General features: G+C 62.3%; 20 protein-coding genes. 2 read left to right on the top strand and 18 right to left on the bottom strand.

Annotation, left to right across the window (positions count from 1 at the left end; genetic code table 11):
• Window positions 1-34 precede the first annotated feature (34 nt).
• The 11 genes from cydB to argH all read right to left on the bottom strand — a co-directional run bounded on the left by cydB (window position 35) and on the right by argH (window position 13,083).
• The gene (cydB, locus tag GBCGDNIH1_RS13055) at window positions 35-1,063 is read right to left on the bottom strand and encodes a cytochrome d ubiquinol oxidase subunit II (RefSeq protein ID WP_011630845.1); all 1,029 of its coding nucleotides are present in this window, start codon (window positions 1,061-1,063) and stop codon (window positions 35-37) included.
• The gene (locus GBCGDNIH1_RS13050; protein WP_011630844.1) at window positions 1,060-2,508 is read right to left on the bottom strand and encodes a cytochrome ubiquinol oxidase subunit I; all 1,449 of its coding nucleotides are present in this window, start codon (window positions 2,506-2,508) and stop codon (window positions 1,060-1,062) included. Before GBCGDNIH1_RS13050 ends, cydB begins: the two co-directional genes overlap by 4 nt.
• A gap of 29 nt (window positions 2,509-2,537) precedes the next feature.
• Window positions 2,538-3,698 carry a DUF2125 domain-containing protein gene (locus tag GBCGDNIH1_RS13045; RefSeq protein ID WP_043452586.1) on the bottom strand — a complete coding sequence of 387 codons (1,161 nt, stop codon included), beginning with the start codon at window positions 3,696-3,698 and terminating at the stop codon, window positions 2,538-2,540.
• Window positions 3,699-3,896: 198 nt separating this feature from the next.
• On the bottom strand, window positions 3,897-4,643 hold the full coding sequence (locus GBCGDNIH1_RS13040) for a lysophospholipid acyltransferase family protein (protein ID WP_011630842.1): 747 nt from the start codon (window positions 4,641-4,643) through the stop codon (window positions 3,897-3,899).
• Window positions 4,644-4,667: 24 nt separating this feature from the next.
• Window positions 4,668-5,318 (bottom strand): YdcF family protein, encoded by a 651-nt coding sequence (locus GBCGDNIH1_RS13035; protein WP_011630841.1) that lies wholly within the window; start codon window positions 5,316-5,318, stop codon window positions 4,668-4,670.
• Window positions 5,297-6,331, bottom strand: a complete 1,035-nt coding sequence (locus GBCGDNIH1_RS13030) for a cell division protein FtsX (protein WP_011630840.1) — start codon at window positions 6,329-6,331, stop codon at window positions 5,297-5,299. Before GBCGDNIH1_RS13030 ends, GBCGDNIH1_RS13035 begins: the two co-directional genes overlap by 22 nt.
• Window positions 6,332-6,353: 22 nt before the next feature.
• A complete protein-coding gene (locus tag GBCGDNIH1_RS13025; protein WP_011630839.1) occupies window positions 6,354-7,271 on the bottom strand; it encodes a cell division ATP-binding protein FtsE in 918 nt (305 codons plus the stop codon).
• A 90-nt stretch (window positions 7,272-7,361) separates the two neighbouring features.
• A complete protein-coding gene (locus tag GBCGDNIH1_RS13020) occupies window positions 7,362-10,094 on the bottom strand; it encodes a DUF4175 domain-containing protein (protein ID WP_011630838.1) in 2,733 nt (910 codons plus the stop codon).
• 52 nt (window positions 10,095-10,146) lie between these two features.
• The gene (gene lysA / locus GBCGDNIH1_RS13015; protein ID WP_043452584.1) at window positions 10,147-11,484 is read right to left on the bottom strand and encodes a diaminopimelate decarboxylase; all 1,338 of its coding nucleotides are present in this window, start codon (window positions 11,482-11,484) and stop codon (window positions 10,147-10,149) included.
• A 22-nt stretch (window positions 11,485-11,506) separates the two neighbouring features.
• Window positions 11,507-11,650 (bottom strand): hypothetical protein, encoded by a 144-nt coding sequence (locus GBCGDNIH1_RS24940; RefSeq protein WP_164504075.1) that lies wholly within the window; start codon window positions 11,648-11,650, stop codon window positions 11,507-11,509.
• Complete coding sequence (argH, locus tag GBCGDNIH1_RS13010; RefSeq protein ID WP_025317997.1) at window positions 11,650-13,083, bottom strand: argininosuccinate lyase; 1,434 nt, start codon at window positions 13,081-13,083, stop codon at window positions 11,650-11,652. Before argH ends, GBCGDNIH1_RS24940 begins: the two co-directional genes overlap by 1 nt.
• Window positions 13,084-13,101: 18 nt before the next feature.
• On the opposite strand from argH, the gene GBCGDNIH1_RS13005 reads away from it, so the two are divergent.
• Window positions 13,102-13,680, top strand: a complete 579-nt coding sequence (locus tag GBCGDNIH1_RS13005; RefSeq protein ID WP_011630835.1) for a TlpA disulfide reductase family protein — start codon at window positions 13,102-13,104, stop codon at window positions 13,678-13,680.
• Window positions 13,681-13,689: 9 nt separating this feature from the next.
• Here GBCGDNIH1_RS13005 and GBCGDNIH1_RS13000 read toward each other — a convergent pair whose 3' ends face one another.
• From GBCGDNIH1_RS13000 to GBCGDNIH1_RS12970, 7 genes are all read right to left on the bottom strand, one after another.
• On the bottom strand, window positions 13,690-14,160 hold the full coding sequence (locus tag GBCGDNIH1_RS13000; RefSeq protein ID WP_011630834.1) for a CreA family protein: 471 nt from the start codon (window positions 14,158-14,160) through the stop codon (window positions 13,690-13,692).
• Window positions 14,161-14,185: 25 nt separating this feature from the next.
• Entirely contained in the window at window positions 14,186-15,823 is a 1,638-nt protein-coding gene (locus GBCGDNIH1_RS12995; protein ID WP_011630833.1) for an ABC transporter substrate-binding protein, read from the bottom strand.
• Entirely contained in the window at window positions 15,820-16,743 is a 924-nt protein-coding gene (locus GBCGDNIH1_RS12990) for an ABC transporter permease (protein WP_011630832.1), read from the bottom strand. Before GBCGDNIH1_RS12990 ends, GBCGDNIH1_RS12995 begins: the two co-directional genes overlap by 4 nt.
• A complete protein-coding gene (locus GBCGDNIH1_RS12985; RefSeq protein ID WP_125910954.1) occupies window positions 16,740-17,606 on the bottom strand; it encodes an ABC transporter permease in 867 nt (288 codons plus the stop codon). Before GBCGDNIH1_RS12985 ends, GBCGDNIH1_RS12990 begins: the two co-directional genes overlap by 4 nt.
• Before the next feature lie 5 nt (window positions 17,607-17,611).
• On the bottom strand, window positions 17,612-19,405 hold the full coding sequence (locus GBCGDNIH1_RS12980) for a methanol/ethanol family PQQ-dependent dehydrogenase (RefSeq protein ID WP_269766039.1): 1,794 nt from the start codon (window positions 19,403-19,405) through the stop codon (window positions 17,612-17,614).
• A gap of 127 nt (window positions 19,406-19,532) precedes the next feature.
• The gene (locus GBCGDNIH1_RS12975; protein ID WP_011630829.1) at window positions 19,533-23,621 is read right to left on the bottom strand and encodes a translocation/assembly module TamB domain-containing protein; all 4,089 of its coding nucleotides are present in this window, start codon (window positions 23,619-23,621) and stop codon (window positions 19,533-19,535) included.
• Between the two features lies 1 nt (window position 23,622).
• Window positions 23,623-25,587: an autotransporter assembly complex protein TamA gene (locus GBCGDNIH1_RS12970; protein ID WP_011630828.1), complete on the bottom strand. Its 1,965-nt coding sequence runs from the start codon at window positions 25,585-25,587 to the stop codon at window positions 23,623-23,625.
• A gap of 266 nt (window positions 25,588-25,853) precedes the next feature.
• On the opposite strand from GBCGDNIH1_RS12970, the gene GBCGDNIH1_RS12965 reads away from it, so the two are divergent.
• Window positions 25,854-26,807, top strand: a complete 954-nt coding sequence (locus tag GBCGDNIH1_RS12965) for a lysophospholipid acyltransferase family protein (protein ID WP_157691949.1) — start codon at window positions 25,854-25,856, stop codon at window positions 26,805-26,807.
• Window positions 26,808-26,959: the final 152 nt, after the last annotated feature.

The raw sequence follows: 26,959 nt of genomic DNA, 5'->3' as shown, positions 1-26,959 counted from the left end.
GCGAACCAGGCCAGTCGGCGCAGGCTGCTCCGCATCAGTGGTAGCCCTCACCGTGCCGGACTTTCCCTCGGAAAATCCAGTAGGAATAGGCGTTATAGCCCAGCACCATCGGAATCAGCACAACCGCCCCGACCAGCAGGAACATCTGGCTGGCCGCAGGCGCCGCAGCATCAACCAGCGAAAGCGGTGTCGTACCATGGGCTGGTGGAACGATATTGGGAAACAGGCTGATCCCCAGCCCGACATAGCACAGCAAAAACATCCCCATCGCATAGAGCAACGGGGCAGCATGCCGTTTATGTTGCAAGGACCGCCAGAATCCCAGTGCCATCGCCGCCACCAGCAATGGAACAGGGGCCGTCAGAACAATGCCGGGCCAGGAGAACCAGCGTAGCCGATAGGTTTCGTTCAACAACGGAGTCCAAAGGCTCACAGCGGCAATCAGTAACAGAAGAAGAATGAAAAGCGGTTTCGCATAATGGCGGGCACGCACATGCAGCCCGTTCTCGGTTTTCAGGATCAGCCAGCAGGCTCCCAGCAGCGTGTATCCCACAACAACCGCCACCCCGCACAACACGGTGAAAGGGGTCAGCCAGTCGAACCAGCCTCCCGTATAAGCGAAACCATTATGGTGCACGCCCTGCAGGATGCCACCCAGCGTCATGCCCTGACACAGTGCCGCCACCAGTGAGCCGAGGCAGAAAGCCCGGTCCCACCACCTGCGCCCGCGCAGGGTATGGGCCTTGAAACGGAACTCGAACGCGACGCCGCGAAACACCAACGCCAGCAACATAGCGATAATGGTAGGATAGAAAGCGGAAAACAGAATTGCATAGGCAACGGGGAACACAGCCAGCAATCCCCCGCCCCCCATGACCAGCCAGGTTTCGTTGCCATCCCAGACCGGCGCAATGGAATTCACCATCACATCCCGGTCCTCCTCCTCGCGCTCCGCCAGAAACAGGATGCCGCATCCCAGATCGAACCCGTCCAGCAGCACATAGGCCAGCACCGCTACGGCTATGATCATGCCCCAGATATAGGGAAGGTTTTCGGTGATCATACGACACTCCCCGGACGGATGGTGTGGTTATCACGATGCAGATCATCAACGGCACCGGCAGGCCCCGGCACGATACCGGCCGCCCGGATCGGCTCGGGCGCGGGCGGTGTCTCCCCGTGTTCAGGCGGCCTGCCCATCATACGCAGCAGAATGCCGATCCCGGCAGCATAGACGATCAGATAGACGATCACGAACGCGCTCAGTGAAATCGCCATACCGGGCAGGCCGATAGGGGAGGAACTCTCTGCCGTGCGCAACAGCCCGTATACGGTGTAAGGCTGCCGCCCGACTTCCGTGACCACCCAGCCCGCAAGAAGCGCCACAAATCCGGCAGGCCCCAGCGTCAGCACCGCGCGATGCAGCCAGACTGTGTCGAACAGCCGCCCGCGCCAGCGCTCATACAGGCTCCACACCCCTACAGCGAGCATCAGCATACCCAGCGCGACCATAATGCGGAACGCAAAGAACACCACGATCACAGGCGGCTGGTTTTCAGGCGGCACATCGGTCAAGGCCGGAATGGTACCCGTCCAGTCATGCTTCAGATACAGAGAGGCGACATGCGGAATGGCGATCTCGAACCGGTTCTCCTGCGCTTTCTGATCCGGCAGGGCAAACAGGACCATCGGCACACCGGCCCCCGGAGCACCATTGCGCCAATATCCTTCCATCGCCGCGATTTTTATCGGCTGGTGCTTTAACGTATTCCCACCCTGTGCATCACCGACCAGCACCTGAAGCGGCGTGACCAGTGCAGCCATCCACATCGCCATGGAAAACATCGTCCGCACGGCCTCATTGCGACGTCCGCGCAGCAGATGCCAGGCCCCGGTACCACCGACCACGAAAGACACGCTGAGAAAGGCCGCCAGCACCATATGGGCAAAACGGAAAGGAAAGGAGGGGTTGAAAATGACCGCCATCCAGTCCGCAGGCAGGAAACGCCCCGTTGCCGCGTCGATCGTATAGCCGGCAGGGGTCTGCATCCATGAATTCACCGCCAGAATCCAGGTGGCACTGATCAGCGTGCCAAGGGCGACCAGACAGGTGGCGAGGAAATGCAGTTTCCGCCCCACTTTCTCCATGCCGAACAGCATGATGCCCAGAAAACCGGCTTCCAGAAAGAAGGCCGTGAGCACTTCGTAGCCCATCAGGGGACCAATGACGGGACCCGCCTTGGCCGCGAAAGCACCCCAGTTCGTCCCGAATTCATAGGACATCACCAGACCGGAGACGACACCCATGCCGAAACCGACGGCAAAGATTTTCGACCAGTAGCGGAACAGATCCAGATAAACAGGCCGGCCTGTTTTCAGCCACAGCCCTTCCAGCACCGCCAGATAACTGGCCAACCCGATGGAGAAAGCGGGGAAAACAATATGGAAGCCGACCGTAAAAGCGAACTGGAGCCGCGCCAGGAAAATAGCGTCCATACCGGGCATCATGTTTGTCCTTCAACGCTGGGCGAAAGCCGCTACCGTTGGCTATCCGCCCAAGGGGGAGGTGATATTTTCAGAACCGGAACCTGTCCGATCATCAAGACAGTGCCGGCCAGCCGGACAGGCACGGAAACATAAGCAGGATGGCTCCGGGCCGTATCGGCATGATCGACACTGTTCCTTTGTGTCGCACGCCCCGGAGCATCTGTCGCTTGGACAAACAGGCCCAGCATGGTTTTGGCAGCCATATATAATCCGGACGCGATCCAGCCCTGATCACGCAATGATGTGATTGTCTCCTCGGGTGATGCCATCGTCACTACGCCCTGCATGACCGGCTGCAGAAAGTCATCCAGCCCTCCCTGTCCTGCCATACTCGCACGCAGGCTGCCCCATGTCAGAGTGGCATCCAATATTCTGAACACACCGGACGCAGCGCGCCACGCTCTGATTTTTTCCTGGGGCTGAACGTTCGAAAAAGGAAATGGATCAATTCTGGCAGCCACATTTACATGCTGTACCGTTTTTCCGAACGGCCACTGGCGGACAGATGGCAACACGGCATCATCAAGACTGCACTGCACGGCCAAAGCCTGATCCAATCGCAGATGCATCTCCACCCTGCTGATGGTGATGATATCGTATCCTGCAGGCAGTCCCGTATCAGGGTGCGGGGCGGGATCAGCGCTTGTCCAGCCGGAACCATTGGGCCGCAGACGCACATCCTGAGCGGTCACATGAAGATCGAGGGTATGTATGGACGGGTCCGTATCCGGCACCAGTGCAACCGGCCACCACCCATCCCAGGCAAGCCTGACCGGCAAGGTGACACTGGCACTGGCGGGTTGCATCATGATCTTCCAGGGTGATTCGGGAAAAGCAGCCTGCGGTCCCCGTGGCCTCATGAGCAGTTGCAGGGGATGCCACGGCGATACCTCCACTTCCAGCGCCTGTCCCTGCCAGACAGGATATCCGCCGACAAACAGCTCCGGCTCCGGCAGGGTAATCCGCGCCGCCAGCGGCCAGCCGCCGGGTAACGCCGCCGCCCGGGATTTCAGCACCACCCCATCAGGCCGTTGATGTACCCAGAGCAGCGATTGCTCCACCAGACGGTTCACGGTCCACTGCCATATCCCATAATCAGCCGCCGCCAGAACAACGGCAAGAAGGACAAGACGGAACCAGAGACGTCTCATGGTAAGGCTCCGTTTTGCTGGACGGGTGACCAAATCGTTCATCCAAAGCAGTCTAAGGGGATTCCGGATCGCCGTCGCGTCACCATTCATCCCCATCATGCCGCGAATCAGTCAGACCTTGTCTATCAACATAATTTTTTATTTTAAATCAATATCTTATATAATTCAGTTCGATTTTTTCCTGACGATTCCTTCAGACTAAACCACAGACTTATCCACAGCCCTTTCCGAGGTGTGGACAAATGTTGCTATGTCATTGCCAGCACGATGATACAGGCTGCGGAGAGCCTCCATGGTTACGGCCCGGCTGCCAGGGGAGAGGGGCGGATGAATATCGACATTGATCGTGCCCGGATATTTACGAAATGCACGGCGTCCCCAGAAAAGGCCGGAATTGGTCGTAACCGGCACGATCGGCAGCCCCGTTTTCGAGGCCACCGCATAAATACCGGGATGCAGCGGCACCTCCACACCCGGATCCGTGCGGGTGCCTTCCGGGAAGATCACAATCTGCCGGTTCAAGGAAGCTGCCTCCATCGATGCACTGACCAGATTACGCAAAGAGGTCACGCCCCCCTCCCGATCCACCGGAATCATCCCCGTCAGTGGCAGCAACGGCCCGAAAACAGGGATTTTCAGCAGTTGCTTTTTCAGAACATAGACCGGGTAGGAGGCAAGCCCGAACCATACCATGGTATCGAACGCGGATTGATGCTGGGAAGCGATCAGCACCGGCTGCCCGGGCGGCAGGTTCTCCAGACCGCGCACACGGACATGAATACCGCAGATCAACCGGGCCGACGCGATCATGATACGCGACCATAGACGGGCATCGTCGATCAAACGATGCGGGGCGACAAAGCGCAGCACAAATCCATACAGACTCAGCACCAGCGTGACGGCAAAAAACACTGCGTTAAACAGCAGTGAACGAAGAAAAATCATTCCCTTGCAGATCCTGTCAGCTCATCACGTTTCACGGACCGGCGTCAGGCTGGACAGATGCAGCTCTGCACCCAACCATTTCAAATATTCAGACGACAGCAGTTTCAAAATATTGAGCAGACTGCCCCCCTGATCCGGGTGCACTGTCTCCGGATATAGTATCACATCGGGCATGGCGCGCCGCAGCTCGGCCAATGCGCGGGGCATATGATACCCCGCCGTGACGACGATGACGCTTCTCAGGTGTCGCTCATGCGCCCAGTCGGCTGTTTCCAGCGCATTACCGCGTGTGGTGGCGGCCTCATATCCCAGCATGACGCGCCCCTCCAAAGGGGTCGGATCAATTCCCGCCACACGGGCGAGCGTGCCCAGCGAGGCACCCTTGGCCACGCCTGAAATCAACAATACGCTGCCTCGCCCAGCCGCGAGCAACTTCAATCCGGTCGCAACACGCTCCGCCCCGCCGGTCAGAACCACGATACCATCCGCATGGGATGGTGCCCGGAGAACATGCTGGCTTTGCCATGCAAACCATAAAAATCCGCCGGACAGGACCAGCAGAGCAAAACCACCGAGCAGGCCGAACCCGTTCAGCACGCTCACCATGGCCCGGCCCATCCGTCTCGACAGGGGGGAAGCGGTATATCCCATCGCTACGGCAGGCGCCTCAACCAACGGCGAACAGTCATCTGGGTGGTCAGCCAGCCGATACAGGCAGCCCCCATCGGCATAGAGGGTATCGTCATCCAAAGCGCCGGAGGCAACCAGGAGATAATCCCGGCCAAACCACCCTGCACAGGCTCCACCTCATTCAGTCCGCCAAATGGCGCTGTCAGCCGCCCCATGAAGATCAACACCGGCAGAGCCAGCACCCCGCCTGCCAATCCCCCGGCAGCGGCCAGGGCTGTGGTACGCCCCGCAAAACGCCGTGCGATATAACCATCCGTAGCACCCAGCCCATGCACGATTTCAATTGCCTCCCGTCGGGCCATCAGCCCCGCCCGTGTCGCCACCGCAATGACACAGACCGCAACCAGTGTCACGACGATCAAGACCAGACCAGCGCAGAGCTGAAGACTGTGTGCCAGCGCGGTCAGACGGCCCAGCCAGACACCGTGGCTTTCCACAGCGGTGCCAGGGGCAACCCGCTCCAGCGCCGCCGCCAGCGCAGTCATATCCAGCGTCGCACCACCCCCCTGGCCACCCCCCGGACTTCCGGCCGCATTCTGACGCACACGGATTACAGCCGGGAGCGGCAGGGATAATGTTTCGGCATCCGAGCCGAGCCAGGGACGCAGGAGCATGGTCAGTTCCTGATCCGACATCGGCTCGGCCGAAGCGATACCCCGCGTGGCACGCAGCACGGCCAGCACGGCATCACGCCGCGTATCCGCCTGATTCCTTCCAGCCTCCGGCGTAGCTTTATCATCGGCACTGGCTGTCGGCCGTGGCACCTGCACGGTCATGGAGGCCGCAGCGCCTTCCTGCCAATGGCGACCCAAAGCATCAGCCGCAACATAGCCTGCGAATGCCAGAGCCGCCAGAAACGCCATGGCTGCCACCAGCAAAGGCAGCAGCCGGTCCGACAGGGCACGACGCAGCCCCAGATCGTCGAAACGCATCGGGCGCAGCCGGCGGGTGCGGCGTTCCTCTGCCCGACGGCGTTGTCTTTCCTGACGGGTGCTCATGGGCGGCGGGCATCATAACGCATCAGAGAAAACGGCTCCCGGCTGGCCTGTTTCTGAAGGAGCGCTCGACAGCCGCGCCGTTTCTTACCGGTTGCAGCGGTGCAGACCCATGCAGCCCGGCCGGAGCAACCGAAGCATGAGGGTAGGCTACTTCCTCATCCGGTGCTGCGAGACCGTAGGAAAAGCCGGATTCCCGCCCGATCATACCCTGCGTCCATCCGGTATCCTCAGCCAACACATGGCCATGGGCCAGACGCAAGGCGGGTGCGGGATGACGGGCCACCAGCCCGTCATTATGCGTCGCCACCACGATCGTCGTTCCCAACCGGTTCAACTCCTTCAGAAGCTGCATCAGCCGTTCCGCCTGAGCTTCATCCAGATTGCCGGTCGGCTCATCCGCCAGAATCAAGGCGGGACGTCCAATCACAGCCCTTGCAATGGCTACACGCTGCTGCTCGCCACCCGATAACTCAGCAGGGCGGGCGTTCATCTTGCGGGCCAGACCGACCCAGCGCAGCAACTCCGCCACATCGGCCCTGATCTGGCCCTCCGGGCGGCCCGCAATCCGCAAGGGCAAGGCGACATTGTCGAACGCGTTCAGATGCGGCAAAAGGCGAAAATCCTGAAACACCACCCCGATCCGCCGACGCAGGACAGGCAATGCCGCCCGCGGTGTCACAGCCAGATCAGCCCCCAGCAACATAATGCGGCCACGGGTCGGACGGATCGCCGCGTACATCAACCGCAGCAGACTGCTTTTCCCCGCACCGGAAGGACCGAGCAGCCAGCGGAAGCTACCATCGGGCACTGTCAGGGAAACATCACGCAGCACTTCCCCCGGCTCAGCAAGACCGGGCTGATCAGTATCACGCAGAATCGTGCTGCCCGTTGCCCCACGCAATGGTTCATAGCGCAGTCCAACCTGCTCAAACCGGATCATGTCAGCACCCTTGCCTCCACCGCATCCTGCCGACTGAAAAACGATTTTGCCATGATGGGGAGAAGTCTGAAATGCATCGATAACTGTGGATCAAAACTGCTGCAACAACCGGTCGATATAATCCAGTTCCTCCTGCGGGCGGTTACGCTCGGCACCGCGGCGGCGCAATTCCTGCTGCACATCCCGGCTGCGCATCGGCTCCATCTGCCCGGGCAGGCGGACATCGTCGCCATTCTCATCCCCCGCAGCCGATCCCACGGAGCGGCTGCGTCCGAATGGATCGCGCCGATCATGCTGATCACCCGCCCCATCACTGTCATTGTCACCGGCCTGTTCGCCGGGCGTTTGCCCGCCATCCGACTCCCGGCGCTGGCCTTGAGAGGGGGCGCCGAGCGTCACCCCATCCTCATCGCCATCCTCCTGTTCCTCTCCGCCCTGATCCTGACCGGGTCGGCCACCTTTATTGGCCTGCTGCTGGCGATTGATGTCCTGCTGGCCCTCCGCCAGTTTCTGGAGCGCCCGCCGTTCCGCATCGACCGTCTGATCGTCACGGCCACGGCGCATTGCTTCGATCGCCTCGCGCATCGCAGCATCAGCCTGCGCCATCCCGCGTGGAATCTGCCCACCTTTTTCACTCAGCTGCTGCATCAGATCGGCCAGTTTGTGGCGCACATCCTGCTGGGTGGTCTCATCCGCTTTTCGCAAGGCCTCTGCCGGATCAGCCCGTCCGCCCTGCTGGCCCGGTTGTCCTGAGGGAGGTTGTCCCGATTGAGATTGACTGCCTCCCTGCCCCTGCTGATCGGGCGGCCCGTCATCAGGATCATTCTCCGGGCCGAAATCCGGAAAGCGCGGGGCATCCTGCTGAGCCGCCTCAGCACGCTTCTGTGCATTATCCAGTAATCCGGCCTGCCGGCGGGTCAGATCCTGCAACGCTTTCATCTGTTCCTGCGCCTGCCGTCTGGCCTGCTGCTGCTTCGCCCGGCGCGCCTTCTGTTCAGCCGTTAACGGCTTTGCATGCTGCAACCGGTCCAGAGCGCGATCCAGCGACGCCATGGCGCGGCGGGCATCCTCCATCCGGCCCTCTTTCAAAGCCTGCCGCATCTGCTCGTCCAGTTTGCGCAGACGGTCCATCAGGGAGGCGTTCCGGTCCTCCGGGACGGGTGTTGCCGCTTCCCGGCTCGCCTGCTCCGCCATCTGCTTCAGATGATCGGACAGGGCGCGTTCAAGCTGGCTCATCAGCCGCTGCATCTCACGCTGATCCGGGGGCGCGCCGTTTTTTTGCTGATTCAGCGCCTCCCGCAGTTCCTGGCGGGCCGCGGACAGAGCGCGGGCCGTACGCTCGGCGCCCCCTTCCTCGATATGCAGGGCCAGCAGCCACAACCGGTTAAGCGCATCGTTGATCGCAGAGGCGGAAATGTTGCGGGCCAGCTCCGACGTAATGGCGCGCAGATTGAGGTATCCTCCTGGATCATCAGCCAGAATATCGGGCTGAGCCCCCAGCTCCGCCAGCGCACCAACGGCGTTACGCCGGTCTTCCGGCCGGCGTGCCAGAGACTGACGGATCGACAGCAATGCTCTTGCCAGCGGATGACGGAACGGCTTCTGCGGCAAAATCAATGACACAGGCTCCGACTGACCGGTCTGTCCCGCCGTATCATTTGCCGTCAGAGTCAGGGTCACCGGCAGCCCGGCCCATGGATTGGCAGTCAGATCGCTCTCCGTCGCGCCTCCCGCTACACGCGGATGTCCGGCTGGAACCGGCAACGGCACAGTCACCGGAGGCAGATCAGGCCGTTCAGTCAGACGCAGAACCGCGCTCACTCCGGCGATGCCGTAATCGTCCCGTGCCTGCCACGGAATACGCACCGCATAGCCATGCACCGCCTTTTCCGGCAGCGCGGTAAAAGTGACTTGCGGGGGCGCATCGGCCACCATTCTGATGCGCCATGTAGCAAGCACAGCCCCGCCGCCCGCTCGCAATGTCAGAGGTGCATCAGGGCGGACAGCCTGCTGCCCCAACGGAATGCTGGCCTGAAAACTGCCCTTGGCCAGACGGGGCAGAAGGGTCCTGTGACCATCCAGTTCCAGCCCCGGCGGCGTATCGAGACCGGAGACGGTCAGAGACAGCACTGAACTGATCGGAACCACGTAAGGATGATGCGCCGCATCGGTTTCGCCATGCAGGAAGATCGGAGGTAGTCCGGTATAGGCGGGCGGCGTAATCCATGCCTGCACCACTGGCCCCGGAACGGATGGCGCAGGGGGCAGAACCGGCCAGAGTGCATGCGCCAGCCGAGTGGAAAAATCTCCCCCGGCACTGACCCCCAATGCCGCCAATACAATCACCGACAAGGCCCGCAGGGCGAAACAATCCCTGCCAGCAATGCCGGGACGTAGCACCGCCGGGCGGAGTGTCCGCACCTGATCCAGCACAAAGTGTGTATGGGCCTGCCATAAAGCCTGCGCCATGGGGGAACTGCCCCGGGCAGGCCGGTCATCCAGCGTGGCTAAAGGGCGATGGACCAGTCCGGCATCCTGCTCCAGCCGCCGGTCGGCATCGGTCCGGAGCGGCTTCGGCAGAACCCGCCACCGCCATACAATCCAGATGCCAAGCCCGGCCCAGAATACGATCAGCAGAATCAGATGCGGCCATGGCGGCAGCCACGTCCAGACATCCAGCAAAACAAGGCTGATAAATAAGCCGGTGGCAGGCAGAAGCGGCCAGGCGGCACGGCAGAACCGCTCCAGGCGCAGCACGCGCAATGCCTGCCGCCGCCGCTGCGCAAGTATTGGAGGAAGCGTGGAAGGATTCTCCGCCGTCATCCGGCCCGATACTCCATACGGCTGCCCCTCCGTTGCCTGTTGCGGGTTGCTGTCAGCCCTGCCGGGTGAGATGCGGTGGAATCACCTCATCACGCCACAACGCATCGACCGTCTGACGCGGGCGGATCACCGCCCAGTGCCCATCATCAACCAGCACCTGAGCCGCCAGTGGTCTGGCATTATATGTGGAGCTCATCACCGCACCGTAAGCCCCCGCCTCCAGAATTGCGACCCGGCTGCCGCCCTGAAGCGGCGGCAGCGACCGCGACCGCGCAAAGGTATCACCGGTTTCACAGACCGGACCCACCACATCGCAGTCGATCGGCATATGCGCGGCCTCAACCGCGGATAAGGGCACGATTCCGTGCCATGCCTCATACAGGGAGGGCCGCAGCAGATCGTTCATCGCCGCATCCAGCACCACGAAAGGACGCGGACGGGACTGCTTCACCAGGACGACGCTGGACAGCAGCACACCGGCAGGACCGGCCAGCCAGCGCCCCGGCTCCAGCACCAGCTGCACGTCCAGACCGCCCAGCTCTGCCTTCATCGCCCCAGCCAGCGCCGCCGGGGTGGAGGTGACATCGCCGCGATAATCGATCCCCAGACCACCCCCACAATCCACCAGCCTGACTGTCAATCCCTGATCCCGCAGCGCCTGCACCAGAATCGCCATACGGCGGAATGCGGCCAGGAAGGGGGTCATGACATTGATCTGGCTGCCGATATGCATAGCGAGGCCGACCGGTTCGATCCCAGGCAGGGACGCAGCCCGCGCATACAGGGCAGGCACATCCCCGGCCTGAATGCCGAATTTGTTATCGGCCAGACCTGTCGTAATCTTGGGGTGCGTACCGGCATCCACATCCGGATTGACCCGCAGCGCGATCCGCGCCGTGCGGCCCATACCGCAGGCAATGGCGGAGAGCATCTCCAGCTCCTCCGCGCTCTCCACATTGATCTGGGCGATCCCTTCGGACAGAGCCAGTGTCAGCTCTGCCGCGGTCTTGCCAACACCGGAGAACACGATCCGCTCCCCCGGAATGCCAGCGGCCCGCGCACGGCTGAGTTCGCCGCCACTGACCACATCCGCGCCCGCCCCCTCATTGCCGAGCAGACGCAGCACGGCAAGATGGTCATTGGCCTTCACGGCGAAATGGATATGCGGCGCGATCCCTGCCTCCGCCAGCGCATCACGCAACAGCCGGTAACGCCGGCGGAACGTCCCCGCCGAGTAGACCCAGCACGGCGTGCCCTGAGCATCGGCAATGGCATTCAGCGGCACATCATCCAGCAGCAATCCATCCATCGCATGCATGGAAAGGCTCGGGCGTGCGGCAATGAGTTCCATCACCGAAGGGTCCGGTCGGTCCGTATCCGTCACATGCATGTCCATCACAGCAATTCCCTGGTCAGCGGCTCGGGTAGGTATGGGGATATGTAATCTGGTCCGGCGGCCCGGGTGGGGACGGAGCACCACGCTTGCCGCAGGCCGTCAGGCCGAACCCCAGACCCAGCAGCAGTACCATCAGGGAAAATGCCCGCAAACAGGTCATCAAGCCGTCTCCTTCAACTGATCCCGCCACCATGCGGCCTGCTGCGCGACATTTTCCGGTGCGGTGCCGCCTTCGCTTCGACGCGAAGCAATGGAGGCATCGACCGTCAGCACGGAAAACACATCCTCGCCGATGGCTGGTTCTTCTTCCCGCATCTCTTCCAGTGACAGCTCGGCAAGGTCGATTCCCTTTGCCTCCGCTTTCGCCACCAGACGCCCGGTGACGTGATGCGCGGTACGGAACGGCAGATGCAGCGCCCGCACGAGGTAATCGGCCAGATCGGTCGCAGTGGCAAAGCCGCTGCCGGCGAAGAAACGCATGCGATCAGTATTCGGGGTCATGTCCCGCACCATCCCGGCCATGGCGGCAAGGGATAATGTCCAGGCTTCCGCCGCATCGAACACCGGCTCCTTATCCTCCTGCGTGTCCTTGGCATAGGCCAACGGCAGGCCCTTCATCACCGTCATCAGGCCGATCAGATCACCCATCACACGGCCGACCTTGGCGCGGACCAGCTCCGCCGCATCCGGATTGCGCTTTTGCGGCATGATGGAACTGCCCGTAGTATACGCATCGGACAGAGAGACGAACCGCCAGGGCGCACTGCACCAGATGACGATTTCCTCGGCCAGACGCGACAGATGCATCGAGGAAATGGAGGCTGCCGATAAAAACTCCAGCGCGAAATCACGATCCGACACCGCATCCAGCGAATTGCGCGTCGGCCGGTCGAAGCCCAGCGCCGCGGCAGTCATGCGGCGGTCGATCGGGAAGGACGTTCCCGCCAGCGCCGCCGAGCCGAGCGGACATTCATTCAGGCGTTTACGTGCATCGGCCAGACGACCGCGATCCCGTGCCAGCATTTCGACATAGGCCAGCAGGTGATGGCCGAACGTCACCGGCTGTGCGGTCTGAAGATGGGTGAAGCCCGGCATCGGGTCCGCCGCATGGTCGGTGGCGCGTGCGACCAGCGCCCGCATCAGATCGGCCAGCTGCGCATCCAGCCCGTCAATCGCATCCCTGATCCAAAGACGAAAATCGGTCGCAACCTGATCATTACGGCTGCGTGCGGTGTGCAGGCGCTTCCCGGCCTCACCGATCCGCTCGGTCAACCGGGCTTCGATATTCATGTGAATATCTTCCAGTGCGACGGAAAAAGTGAATTGTCCTTCCTCGATCTCGGCAGCGATTCGCTCAAGACCTGAGCGGATGACCTGCGCGTCTTCCCCGGATATGATACCCACATGAGCGAGCATCGCCGCATGCGCCATGGAGCCGCGAATATCCTGCCGCCACAATTTCTGATCGAAACCGATCGACGCATTGATCTCTTGCATGATCGCGGCAGGACCGGCAGCAAAGCGTCCGCCCCATTGCATATTGGCTGATCTCTGCCCTGAATCGCCGGTGGTGGTCGTCTGATCGTTCGTCATGAAGGAAGGCCTGTCGTCATGCCTGTCAGCAAGCATTTAAAAACCCGCCGCACGATGCTGGCGGCCATTGGCGGCACCCTAGCGGGCGGCGTCATGGGGCGCAAACTGGCTCTGTCACAAGCCAGCGGCGCAACAATAGGGGAACTGCCGCACGGGCTGAAACCGGTCGACCCGCCTGCCAGGCTGCCCGCCTTCCGCTTTACCGACGCCATGGGTGATACACGCAGCATGGCCTATTTCAGCGGCAAGGGCGTAGTGCTGAATTTGTGGGCCACATGGTGTGCGCCCTGCGTTGCGGAAATGCCCTCGCTGGATCAGCTTGCCGCCGCAGTGAAAGATGAGGGGATCGTCGTGCTGCCGCTCTCCGCCGATCAGGGCGGCGTGCAGGCGGTGGATAGTTTCTACCGCAAGCACGGCATCGTCCATCTCGGCACATGGCTGGATCATGATGGGGAAGCCCAGACCGCACTGAAGCTGCGCGGAATCCCCACCACACTGATCATCGACCGGCAGGGCCGGGAGCGCGCCCGGCTGGAGGGGGGAACGAACTGGGCCGCCCCCGCCTACCACGATGCCATCCGGGCGCTGGTCGGCTGAGGGAGGGCGTTACGGCCCGTCCAGCCCGACCACGGAAATCGCATTGAAGGGCGATCCTTTCACCAGTTTCGTACTGACCACGGTATAAACCAGCACCGGCCGGTCAGGATCGACCAGCCTGATGATCTGGAACGATTTGAAAAACAGGGAGGAGGAGACGAACGCCACCGTCTCCTGCTTCGGAAGATCCGGCGGCAGCGTGACATGGCCGGTGCGCTGGCAGGCGACCGAAAAACGGCTGGGATCCTCGGCCAACCCGACCCAGCCTTTCATCCCGCCAGTCGCTGCACGTGACAGATAGCAGGAAACGCCCTGCACTTTCGGATCATCGAAACGCTCGACAATGATCCTGTCATCCGGCCCCAGCCAGCGAAAGCTCGTATTGATCGACCCGATCCGCGTCTGGGCCGAAACGGCACTTGCCACAAGGGTGGCAGCCGCCACGACCAATCCGCTGAAAACATAGGCACCACGTATCATCCGGTTTCTCCGTTCAGGCATCCTGTCAGCCCTCAACCACATAGACATGCATGAAGTTCACCGGCGTCACCACCGGATCGGTGAACAGGGCCTCTGCCCCCTGAATACGGGCCGTATGCGGCACGAAAAACAGCGGATTATAAAGCGGCACCCAGGGCTGATCGGCCAGAATGGCCGCCTGAATCGCCTGCCATCTTTTCAGCCTTGCCGCAGCTTGCAATGGGGCCGCCATGGCATCCGCCTCCGCCGCGAGAGCGTCAATGCCGGCATTGCGATATCTGGCCCAGTTCCATCCACCCGGTGCAAAGGCCGCCACCGACAGGATCGGCCCATAAAAATCCGATGGATCAGGAAAATCGGCACTCCATCCGGTATCACCCGACCAGATCAGCGGTGCACCGGTCCCGGAACAGGCGGCCTCGATCATCGCGGGACGGGCCAGCACGCGCAGGGAAGCCCGGATACCAATGGCCTCCAGATCCTGTTGCAGGGCCTGCGCAATACGCGGGTTGGGATCGGTGGCGGCGGTCATGAGGTCCGTCTGAAATCCATCCTTCCAGCCCGCTTCCCGCAACAGGCTCCGCGCCCGCGCCGGATCGTAAGCAGGCCCGGAGAATGAGGGATCATATCCGGGCAGACCACGCGGGAAAATCTGGTCGGTCGGCGCGCCACGACCATTGATCAGCCGCACGATGCGGCTCTTGTCGATCGCATGGGCCACGGCCTGGCGGACCCGCAGCGTATCGAAAGGCGGCCTGGTCACATTCATGGCCAGATAGGTCGTCGCCAGTCTCGGCCGGATGCCGATCAGCCCCTGAAAACGCGGATCACGCCGGATCGCATTCAGCCTGGCCGGGGGAATACCGTCGCCCACCACGTCGATCTCGCCGCGTTCCAGCCGCAGCATGGCCGTCAGAGGCTCCTGCCCTATTTCGGCGATGATCCGGTCGAGATAGGGCAGACCCGGTTCGTAATACGCCTCGTAACGGCGCAGCACGACGCTCTGGCCAATGCGCCATGTGTCGAAACGAAAAGCGCCGCAGCCCACGGGATGACGGCCGAAATCCGCACCGTACCGCTCCACCATGTCCCGTGGCACCACCGAAGCAAAATTCAGCGCCAACGCATGCAGGAACGGCGCATAAGGTCGGGAGAGCCGGATCACCACCGTATGCGGATCAGGTGCGGAGAGACCGGGTAGTTCCTGCGTTTCTCCGGCAACGAAGGGGCCGAAACCTTCGATAGCGGCGTAGAAACTCTGACCCGGGCTTTGCGTCGCCGGATGGATGGTGCGGCGAAGCGAGTAGACGACATCCGCCGCCGTGACCTCCCGGCCATGGTGAAACCGCAACCCCCGCCGCAGGGTAAAACGATAGACCCGCGCATCCGGCGACAGGGAAACAGTCTCTGCCAGACCAGGACGCAGTGTGGTGGTGCCCGGCTCGTAATCCATCAGGCCGCAGAACAGGGCACGAATCAGGGCCCAGTTCTGGAAATCATAGCCGATGGCCGGATCCAGCGTGGCAATATCATCGCGAAACGCGATGGTCAGCGTTCCCCCATGGCGGGGAGAAGCAGCCGCATAGGGCCGGTCCGGCCCGACCAGAGCGGCCGTACCGGCCAGACCGGTGACCGACAGGCAGGCACGGCGGGTCAGCATCATCGCGGCAGCCCTATGCGCGGATCGATCAGCGGGGCCAGAAGATCGACCAGCAGGCTGGTCAGCACCACTCCGGCCGCCGCCACCATCGTCACCCCCAGAATCACCGGAACATCCAGCAACGGGATTGCCTGCCACACCAGTTGCCCCATGCCCGGCCAGCCAAACACGCTTTCCACCACCACCGCCCCGGACAGGAACCCTGCGATATCGGTCCCCGCCAGCGCCAATATCGGCAAAGCGGCATTCCGCAGCACATGATGGATCATGATCCGGGTTTCTCCCGCCCCTTTGGCACGGGCCGTGCGGATGTAATCAGCGGCGACCACATTCAACGCGGCAGCCCGGACCATCCGGGCATACCACCCCGCCCCCAGCAGGCCGAGCGTCACGGAGGGCAGCACCCAGTGCCGTACACCCCCATACCCACCGATCGGAAACCAGCCGAGCCAGACCGAGAACAACATCAACATCCCCAGCGCCACAACGAAAGGCGGCAGCGAAACGCCGATCACCGATCCACCCATCACCATCCGGTCCAGCCACCGGCCCGGAGCGCGAGCCGCCAGCAGACCGGCAGGAAGGCCGATCGCAATCTCCGCCAGCACGGCCCCCACCAGCAGAGAAAAAGTGGCCGGCAGGCGCTCCCCGATCAGCAGCGCCACCGGGACACGCTGCACCAGCGACTGCCCCAGATCACCCTTTACCAACCCGCCGATCCAGCCGGAGAATTGCGCCATCAGCGACCGGTCCAACCCCATGGCGTGACGGATCCTCGCCACCTGCTCCAGCGTTGCCGAGCGTCCGGCCACGCTGCGGGCCTGATCCGCCGGCATCAGATGGATCAGCAGGAAGGCCAGCGCCGCCACCCCCAGCAAGGTCAACGCGGCCTGTACCAGCCGCCGGAGGATGAACAGGCTCACAGGGTATCCTGCTCCGTCCCACCCGGCATCCAGCGGCGCTTCAGCGCGGAGCCGGTCAAATTCGCCCCTGCCGCCAGCAGCAGGATCGCTCCACCCGGTGCAAAGACCAGCCATGGCGCAATCAGCAGATAGGCCTGATTTTCATTGATGATGCTGCCCCAGGATGCTTCAGGCGGCTGCACGCCGGCCCCGAGATAGGATAATGTCGCTTCCAGCAATACCGAGCCTGCGATCCCGAGCGTACCCCAGACCACAATCACCGGCCCGAGCAACGGCAGGATATGCCGCAGCACGATCCTTCCCCAGCCCACCCCCAAAGCACGGGCCGCCCGCACATGCAGGCGCGCGGACAGGCCGGAGGTTTCAACATAAATCACCCTTGCGACCGGCGCCCATCCTGCCAGCGCCACCACCAGCATCACCACCCAGATAGAGGGGCGCAGCACCGCCGAAACCGTTACCGCCAGCAGCAGCACAGGGATCGAGGCCACCAGATCGGTCAGCCGCATCAGCCCGGCCCCGATCCAGCCCCCCACACGTCCTGTCGCCATGGCGGCACACATCCCGATGAGGGTTCCGGTCATGACAGCAACGGTATTGGCCACCCCACCGATCAGCAGCGCATCCCGCCCGCCCCATAACAGCCGGGACAGCACATCCCGCCCCAGCAGATCCGTCCCCAACGGAAAGCGCCAGCAGGGCGGCAGCGGCGCCCCATCAGCATCCAGCCCGTCGGAAAGCTGCAATTCAGGCGGATAAGGGGATAACCAGGGCGCGAAAACAGCCGACAGCACGATCGCCCCCAGCAGGATCAACCCGATCCAGCCCGTTTTATCCAGACGACCCGGATGTCGGGGGGACATGCCCGTCACGGCAGACCGAAAACCGTCAGAACACCGCCAAGCCTTGTATAATTGTTCAGGGCACGGTTCAGCACGGCAGCCCCGGTGCCTTCGCTATCCTCCGTCCCCAGCCCCTCAGCCAGACCGATGCCGGCCCAGCCGCCGACACCGGACAGCACCGCGACATACTGACGACCGTGATGGCGATAGGTCATGACGTTGCCGATAATCCCGGACGGGGTTTTATATTGCCAGAGCAAAGAACCATCCTTCACATCCACCGCCTTGAGCCAGCCTTCCAGCGTTCCGTAAAACGCCACGCCTCCCGCCGTCGCCAGCGCCCCGGACCAGACGGAGAAAGGCTCCGCATCCGTCCAGACGATCCGGCCCTGACCGGCATCATAGCCGATGAACGCGCCGAGATCTTTCGTCCCCAGCGGGGAAGAAGGTGGGGGATACAGGGTCAGGTTTGCCCCTACATAAGGCTGCCCGGCCTGATAGGAGACGCGAAACGGTTCCTCATCCATACAGATGCGGTTGACCGGTACCAGAAACAGCCCAGCCTGCGGTGAGAAAGCAGCCGGCTGTTCGTTTTTCGCGCCCAGAGAACTGGGACAGATGCCTTTGGTCGCTTTATCTTCCTCCTTCGGCTCATAGCGGGGGTTACGCACCGGCTTTCCGGTTGAGAGGTCGATTTCTTTCGCCCAGTTCAGCGATGGATCGAACGGCTTTGCCTGAAGCAGCATGCCGCTGACCCGATCCAGCACATAGGCAAAGCCGTTACGATCGAAATGCACCAGCGCCTTTGTCTGCCGCCCGTTCACGGGAATATCGGCGAGGATCATCTCGTTGATCCCGTCATAATCCCAGGCATCATGCGGGGTGAACTGATAGACCCATTTCGCGATCCCGGTTTTGCGATCCCGCGCAAAGACACTCATGGCCCAGCGATTGTCGCCCGGCCGTTGCAGCGGATTCCACACCCCCGGATTGCCGGTGCCGTAATAGATCAGGTCCAGCGCCGGATCGTAGGAAATCCAGCCCCAGGACGGGCCGCCTCCCAGTTTCCATGCATCCCCGCTCCATGACGACAGCGAAGAATTTGCACCGACCGGCTGGCCCATCTGCGTGGTGTGCAGAGGATCCATCAGCGTGTCGCTATCCGGCCCCACCGCGTAGGCGCGCCAGACGCGATGCCCATCCTTGACCGCATAGGCCGTCATATGGCCGCGCACGCCGAACTCGCCCCCGCTATTGCCGACCAGCACCAGATCACCGGCCACGAGGGGGGCGGACGTGCCGGTTTCCCCTTTGGCCGGATCACCGTCCCTGATCTTCCACAACTCCTTGCCGGTCCGGGCATCCAGCGCCACCAGACTCGTATCCGCCAGATGCAGGAACAGGCGGCCATCCGCATAGGCAGGGCCGCGATTGACCGTGTCGCAGCACATGATCCCGATCACGGCCGGATCCTGCACCGGCGTGTAGCTCCAGCGGATGCGCCCGTCATCGTTCAGATCCAGCGCGAACAGCCGGTTTGGAAAGGGGGTGTGGACATACATCGTATCCCCCACCACCAACGGCCCGCCCTCATGACCCCGCAGCACACCGGTCGAAAAGCTCCAGACCGGGCGCAGACGCTTCACGGTCTGCCGGTTGATCTGTGTCAGTGCGCTGTATCGCCGGGCATGATCGCCACCCAGAGGATGCGGCCAGTCCGTATCCTTGCCGCCCCCCTCCGCCGCCTGTGCTGGCAGGGCCACCCCTATCAACAGAGCAATGCCCGCAAGCCACAGACCCATCCGCCTCAAGACTGTCACCACCGTCGATCCGGTCCCGTTTGCTGTACCGGGACAGTGTAGGCCGGATCGACAGAAGGCGGAATCAGGCTGGCCGTTCTATCATCCAGATTGCTGCCGGTCAGAACGAGTCGTCAGCGCATCGGGATCAGTAATCGAACCCGTAGGACAGACCGACCGCATTGGCTCCCGGCCCCGAACCGGCATCGGCCTTCAGCTTCAATCTGCGGGTCAGGTCGATCTGCACCTCTGCCGCGCTGACGCTGTTTGGGCCACCCACACTCTGCTTGGCACCGACATAAATGCCCCGCGCAACGTATTTACCCGCCTCGACCGAGGGTCCCTGATTGGTACGGCTATTCGGCGTGGTGGCCCCGTTCTGAGAGCCTCCGCCGACCGACAGCCGGTCCAGCCCCAGCGCACTGCGCACCGAGTTCAACGGATCACCACCCCCCGTCGCACCGCTCAACTGTGCCAGCGCCGCCGCGATTTCCGCCATCTGGAACGGGGACAGGCTGGCCATGCTGGATTGGAACAGCAGCCGGGCCAGGACTTCATCCTGCGGCAGTTCGGGCTGGCTGGAGAGGGTGATTTTCGGATCGCTGGCATGACCGCCCACATGCAGGCTGGCCGTCACGCTGCCGGAGGTGGAGCTGGCCGTGAAATCCAGCGCCGGGTCGGTCGTGCTGCCATCGAAGGTCACACGGCCCTCGGTGAAATTCAGCGTCGTACCGGCGACGCTGAACTGGCCGCGCCGCAATTCAAAACCGCCATCGGTCTGCGGATTGCTCGCCGTACCATGCAGATGCAACCGCCCGGCCAGCTCCGCATCCAGACCACGGCCACGCACGAAGATCTGCTCCGGCGCATCGAGCGTCACATCCAGACGAATCACGGGACCGGATGGGGTGGGTGGCGGTGGCGGTTTCTGGCCGGGTTTGATCACATCAAGCACGGCAACGCTGGAGGGCATATGCTCCGGCACCCTGATATCGGCGCGCAGGATTTTGATATGACCACTGGCTGTCAGTTCCTTTGTCATCTGGCCGCGCAGGGTGAGATCGGCATCCAACCGCTCCGTCATCAGATCGCTGGCGATCAGCGTGGCGTTGCTGGCCTTCACCGTAAGATCGACCGGCATCGGCGGCTTGATCCCGACCGAGCCGCCAAGGCTGAGCGTGCCTTGTCCGGCCCCCGCGCTGAACTGATCGATGCGCAGCGTATCCCCTGCCGCACTGATAAGGGCCTCGATCCGGGCAAGGTGCAGACCCAGTGTGACATCCTGCACATCGCCACCCGTCAGCCGTACCGTGCCGGAGGCATTGGGGGCGGCAATGGTGCCACCCACCCTTGCATCGACGATCATCATGCCCTGCACACGCCGCCCCTGCGCCGACAGGATCGGATCGAGAATCCGCAGATCGGCCCTCCCCCGCGCCGCGATATTCAACGGGCCGGAGGCCGCTTCCGGCACCGTGCCCGCGATCGTCAGGGTCGTGGAACCAGCATTCAGACGTGTATCGATCCGGGCCGTGCGGCCATCCATATCGGCTTTCACCACGATCTCAGCCGGCGGCAGAGCACGGGCATCCCCGGTCAACATGCGCAGACCGCGTGCGGTGATGGAGGCGGAGCCGGCCGGATGCGCGGGTTCTCCCTTCAGAACCGCCTGCATATCCAGCCGCCCGGCCGCCTTCACATCCGGTGCTACGACCCGGGCCAAATCGGCGGTCAGATTGGTCAGGGCCACCCGCAGATCGAGCTTCGGCGTCGCCCGGCCCGCTACATCCAGCACGGCCTGCGCCACGCCCAGCCGCAGCCGGTCCATCGTCACGCCATCCTTGTAGCCGATGCGAACCGGGGCCAGCAGCCGCGCCGTCTGACCTTTCCAGCCGGCCTGCAATGCCGAGAGGGCCACTTGTCCGGCCGGCACATCCAGCAGCGCCGCCAGGCTGGCCTGAAGCGGTGCCCCCACCACGCCGTTAAGCGCCGTGTTCAATCTTATAGCCAGTGCACTCTGCCGACCCTGTGCAGAAAGGCTGGCATTACCGGTTATGCCACTGGCCGCGATACCGCGCACCTCCAGCCTGGCATTCACATCGGGATCAGCGACAGGCGATTTGACGGTCGCATCCAGATCGGCCTTTGCGACAGCAGCCTTTCCGGGCAGACCGGCACGCGTGGCAGTCAGATGAAGCGTGGCCAGCGCATCTGAAAAATCCGCCTTCGCCGCGACAGAGCCACTGATCGGCTGACCGAGCAGAGGTCGAAGATCATCAAGCCTGGCAAAATTCAACACCAGCGCGCCATGGGGAATTTTCGCCCCCGCCGCCAGCGCCATGGCCCCATCCAGATGGAGAGATTTCCAGTCTGCCTTGCCGATAGACGCCTGCATCGCTCCATCGGGTCGACGGCCGGCTTTGATATCCAGCGCCAACGGTCCCCTGTCCAGCGTACCGGTGGCGATCAGATGTGCCTCCGGTGCCGAAGGCAGATGCACCGCGTCCAGAGCGAGATGCAATGGACCGGACTTCACCTCCTGCCCCGATTGATGCGCCTCCACGATTCCATCCACGGTGGCATGGGCGGTCAGATCGGTGGTCGGACCGGTCACGCTGCCAGCCGCCTGCATATTCCCCTTGAGCGTCGCCGCCAGTGCATGCAGATCGCTCAGCCCGAGGGTCCAGTCGAGTGCCGCAGTCTGACCGTTCAGGCCGCCTTTCGCCCCGACAGACAAGGTCCTGCCATTGAGAGCAAGGTTGGAGAGAGTGACACGTCGCCCTTCCCCATCCCCTTGCCCCTCCATATGGGCAGACAGGGCCACGCGCGCTTTCTCGCCCAGTAACGCGGGAATGGGGGCCATGCCACCCGTGACCGATACGGTACCATTCAGATCGGCATCAGCCTTGTCCCCCTCCATCGCCGCCTGAAGTTGCAGCGCGGCATCGCCCTTCAGATCGACCCCGCCAATCGCCGCCAACGGTGTCAGATCGGGCAGGGACAAGGCGGCATGGACGGTCATCTTTCCCGCAGTACGTGCATCGCCTTTCAAAGCGAGCAGCGCGTGCGACAGTGCGAACGTCACGGGACGGGATGGATCATCCAGACGCACCGACGCATCCAGCAACAGAGGGGCGGCCTCCAACAGATCCGGTTTCGGGCCGGGAATCCTCAGATCATCCACCCGGCTGCGCAAGGTGACATATCCGGCATTGCCATCGGCATCCGCCGTCAGCACGGAAAACGAGGCTCCGGCCGCACTCAAACCCTTCAAAACGATATGCGCTTTCGCATCGGGCTTGAGAAACGGACCGGCCACATGCGCCGTCAGCGTCACAGAGCGCCATTGCACATCCGGGCGAGGCTCCATGGCCCCTGCATGAGCGTCTACATCCAGCAGCGCGGAACGACCGAGCGTATCGACCGTCCCCTTGACCTCCGCCTGTAACGGCAGGGCCGAGACAGTGGCGGCAACATGGGCCGCCTGCCACGGACCATCGAGTTTGATATCGGCGTTGATCCCCTGAACACCCGGCAGGGCCGCCATGGTGGCGATGAGGCCATGCACTGCCTCCTGCGCGGTGACATGGGCGGCGATACGGGTCTGATCGACCGCCGCATCCAGATGATAATGGTCGGCTCCCTGATCCGGTCCATCCAGACGATGGACATCGAGCGCCAGATCCGCCTGTGCGATTTTGTCGGGTGTTGTGGCGGCCAGATCAAGCTTGCGGATTACTGCCCGCCCTTCCAGCATGGCCACCAGAGCCGTGCCCGCGACCGGTTTGCCAACCTCCAGCCTGCCGATCCGCAGATGATTCAGCACAACCTGCACCGGCAGCGAAAAACCTTGCCCCGATGAGGCAGGCGTCGCTTCCCCGCCCGATGCGGCCTCCGCCAGACGGGGAATGGCGATGCGGTCGGCAGTCAGGACGTCAATCCGGACCTCCCGCCCCAGCAACCTCAAAATCCGCCAGTCCAGCACCAGCCGGTCGATCTCCAGCCAGGTTCCTTTCGCGTCATGTAGTTCCAGACGGGCTATACGCAGACCATCCGGAAAACTGCCGCCAAACCCCTGCATCACGACCATACCGCCAGTCATGGAGTTTGCCAGCCGATCCACCTGTCTCTGTCCGATCCCGGTATTCAACCCGGCCACCAACAACACCAGCGCCAGCACCGGCAGAGCCAGCAGCGTCAGAACGATCCCGAGAAGCCATTTGAGGACACGGCGCATCTCAAAAAGCCTCCCCGATGCCGATATAGGCCTGGAAGCTGCTGTTGCCCCGCTGCTTCATCAGCGGCAGGGCAAAATCCACCCGAATTGGTCCGATCGCAGTATAATAACGTGCGCCGATACCCGCACCGACCCGCAGATCACCCGAAAACGGGCCGCCATTCTGGCTGACCTGACCCGCATCGACGAACAGCGCTACGCCATAGCTGGAGCCGAAACGCTGCCTCAACTCCACCGTCGCCGCATCCACGGCAGTACCGCCCGTCGGGTCATTGTTCGGAAAAGTCGGCCCGACGAACTGGTATTTATAGCCGCGGATCGTATCGCTGCCACCGGCATAGAAACGCTGATCAGGCGGCAGATCCATCAGCGACACGCCCGGCGCCGCCCCCACCAGGGCACGCAGCGCCAGAACACTGCGCCCTTCCCGCCGGGACAGATTGATATAAGTCGATCCCTGCGCCTTCATCAGAACAAAGGTCTTCGAGGTTCCATTGCCGCCGGAAGCCAGACTTTCCGTCGGTGTGGCGCTGATGATGGCGCGATAGCCATGGGTCGGCTCGAACAGGCTGCCGGTATCGTCGTATTTGATCGTCACCGGCACCTGCACCAGCGTGTAATTGGTCCTGACGCCTTGCTGCCCGACCCTTTCCTGAATGCCGGTCAGGCCGATGCTGCCATTCCAGTGATCGCTCAGTTTCCGTGTCAGTGTCGCCCCGACGATAATCGCAGTGCGGTCATAGGAATAAAAGTACTCCCGCACACCGGTGGCATAGAATTGGAGCGACTGATTGCGCCGTAACCAGTCGGGAATCGTATAGACCGCTCCGATATTGTAACCGGGCTGGGAAGCCACCTGCGCTGCAACTTCGGTGGCTGCCGCCGACAGGGCAAGGGTTTCACCGTTGCCGAAAATATTGCGATAGGTCCAGGTCCCGGTCAGGCTGCCGCCGAGATCGGTCGAATACAGCCCATCCAGAGACACGCCATGGCGCGGCCTTTCGGTAAACTCGATCCGCAGCGGCAGGCGCCCCTCGGTATTCAGCCGATCAGCCGCCCGCATACGGACAGAGCTGAAAATTCCGGCCGCCAACAAATCCTGACGCGCCCTGGCGATTTTATCGGCCTGATATTCCTGCCCGGACTTCAGCAGCAAGCGCCGCTCCACATAGGACGCGTTGGTATGCTTCAGACCCGAGAACGTAATCGGCCCCAGATCGACCCGCGGCCCCGGCGTCACCTTGTAGACAACATCAAGCACATTCTGATCCGGACGCTCGAACGCCTCCGGCGCCTGCACTTTCGCAAGGGCATAGCCATTATTCTGCAAGACATTGAGCAAAGCCGACTGCCCCGCCAAAACATTGGCCGCAATAGCAATATCGCCGGTTTTGACCGGCAGCACATTGCGGGCCATATCCGGCAGCGTGGTACCGGGCGGTGTTTCCACGCGAACATGCCGAAGGTGAAACAGAGGCCCTTTCTCAATGGTAATGGTCACCGTCAAAGGCGGCTGTTTCGGCGCCCGTTCGATCAGGGTCGGCAGATCGGGGTCATCAAGGGTTTTTCCGGCGATCCGGATCGTCACCTTGCCTTTGTAATAACCGAAACTGTTCAGGGCCGTCTGCAACCGGTCCAGATCGGATTGCGCCCGCGCGACCAGCGCAAATCCGCCGACCGGAGAGGACGTGCGCAAGCTGATCAGGGTCGCACTGTCCGTCAGGGCCTGATCAATGGCGGCATCACCGGTTTTGGCCAGCTCTACCGTATAGGGTTGCGGGTCGGCCGCCCATGCGGAGGAGACCAGCCTCAAATCCGCTCCATGCATGAAAAGCGCCGGCATTCCGACCCCGGCCATGGCGATCCGGATCAGTAAACGGAAAACCGTTTCCGGGCGAGAAACGGAACCACAGCGGATCGCCGGGCACAGAAGGGCTGGCGCGTCAGAGGGGGCGCGTCTGGTCATCCTTTCTCCCTACCAGCCTGACCGGCTTTGAAAACCCCCAAAAATCTTCAGGAACCAAATGATAACAGGCTCGTGAACAATCATTACCAACCCGACACCGTATGGATGAATGATCATAAGCTTATGCAACGCACCGGGATGACGCCGGTATTCCGATGACAAGCGCGATTTGACGATTTAATGGCAACAGGATGACGCCGTTGCGGTGGAGCCTCTGGGCATATACGTCTGGCTGTGTAATGAATCGCGTGTGATGATTGTGCTTCATGACAGCTGACCAGACGATCCCGACCCGTCCCCTGCTCATCCCGTTTGAGCCGCCAGGCGACAGCCGGACCGCATCCGAACCGGATGAATGGCAGGGTGTTTTCCGGCCCCATGGCCGGATTCTGCGCCGGGTTCGTGCCATTCGCCGGACCGTTTTCCTGATTCTGTGGACGCTGACGGCCATTACCATCCAGTCCGTGCTTGTGGTGTTACCCGGCCCGGCCAAAGTGCGCTTCGCCCGGATTTTCTGGTGGATGTTCGGTCGTCTGATGGGGCTGAAAGTCCGCTGTATCGGGCAGAAGGCCAAACGCGGCCGATTGAAGGACGGCACCAGGGCACGGCCCGTTCTGTTCGTGTCCAACCATTCCTCATGGCTGGATATCGTCTGCCTCGGCTCCACCCTGCATGCCTGTTTCGTTTCCAAGGACGATGTTGCGGACTGGCCGGTGGTCAAGACCGTGGCCCGGCTGGGACGAACCATCTTCGTCAGTCGCCAGCGCGGCTCCACCCTGAAGGAGCGGGATGCCATGACATCCCGCCTCGAAAACGGCGATAATCTGGTGCTGTTTCCGGAAGGCACGACCTCCGATGGCTCCCGCGTATTGCCATTCCGGTCTGCCTTCCTGTCGCTGGCGGTCGGACCCAATCCGCCGCTGGTGCAGCCTGTCTCCATCGTTTACGACCGGCTGGCTTCCATGCCGACCGGACGCTCTACCCGGGCTATATTCGCCTATTATGGTGCGACCTCGATCGGGGCGCATTTCTGGCGGCTTGCGCAATGGAAAGGGCTACGGGCCTCCGTCATGCTGCATCCGCCCCTGGAACCCGCCGATTTTCCGGATCGCAAGGCCCTGACCAATGCGGTTTATGCCGCCGTCACCGCCGGGACCGATGCGTTGAAACAGGGCCGTGTGCCCGATCCACCTCGACCTGAAAAACGCAGTACGCCCTAAAAAATGCGATTGCCATCAGATCGCGCTTGACAGAAATCCCCCTCCCGAGCCGACACTGCGATTATTGCAGGGAGACCTATTCGGCCATTGCGCTTGACCCGACCGCGCCCTGAGGCAATTGCTGTTTTTTCTCGTGCCGGAGCCTTCCGCAC

The sequence above is a fragment of the Granulibacter bethesdensis CGDNIH1 genome (assembly GCF_000014285.2).
In the GTDB taxonomy this organism is placed as follows: domain Bacteria; phylum Pseudomonadota; class Alphaproteobacteria; order Acetobacterales; family Acetobacteraceae; genus Granulibacter; species Granulibacter bethesdensis.
This window is presented reverse-complemented; position numbering and strand designations above follow the sequence as displayed.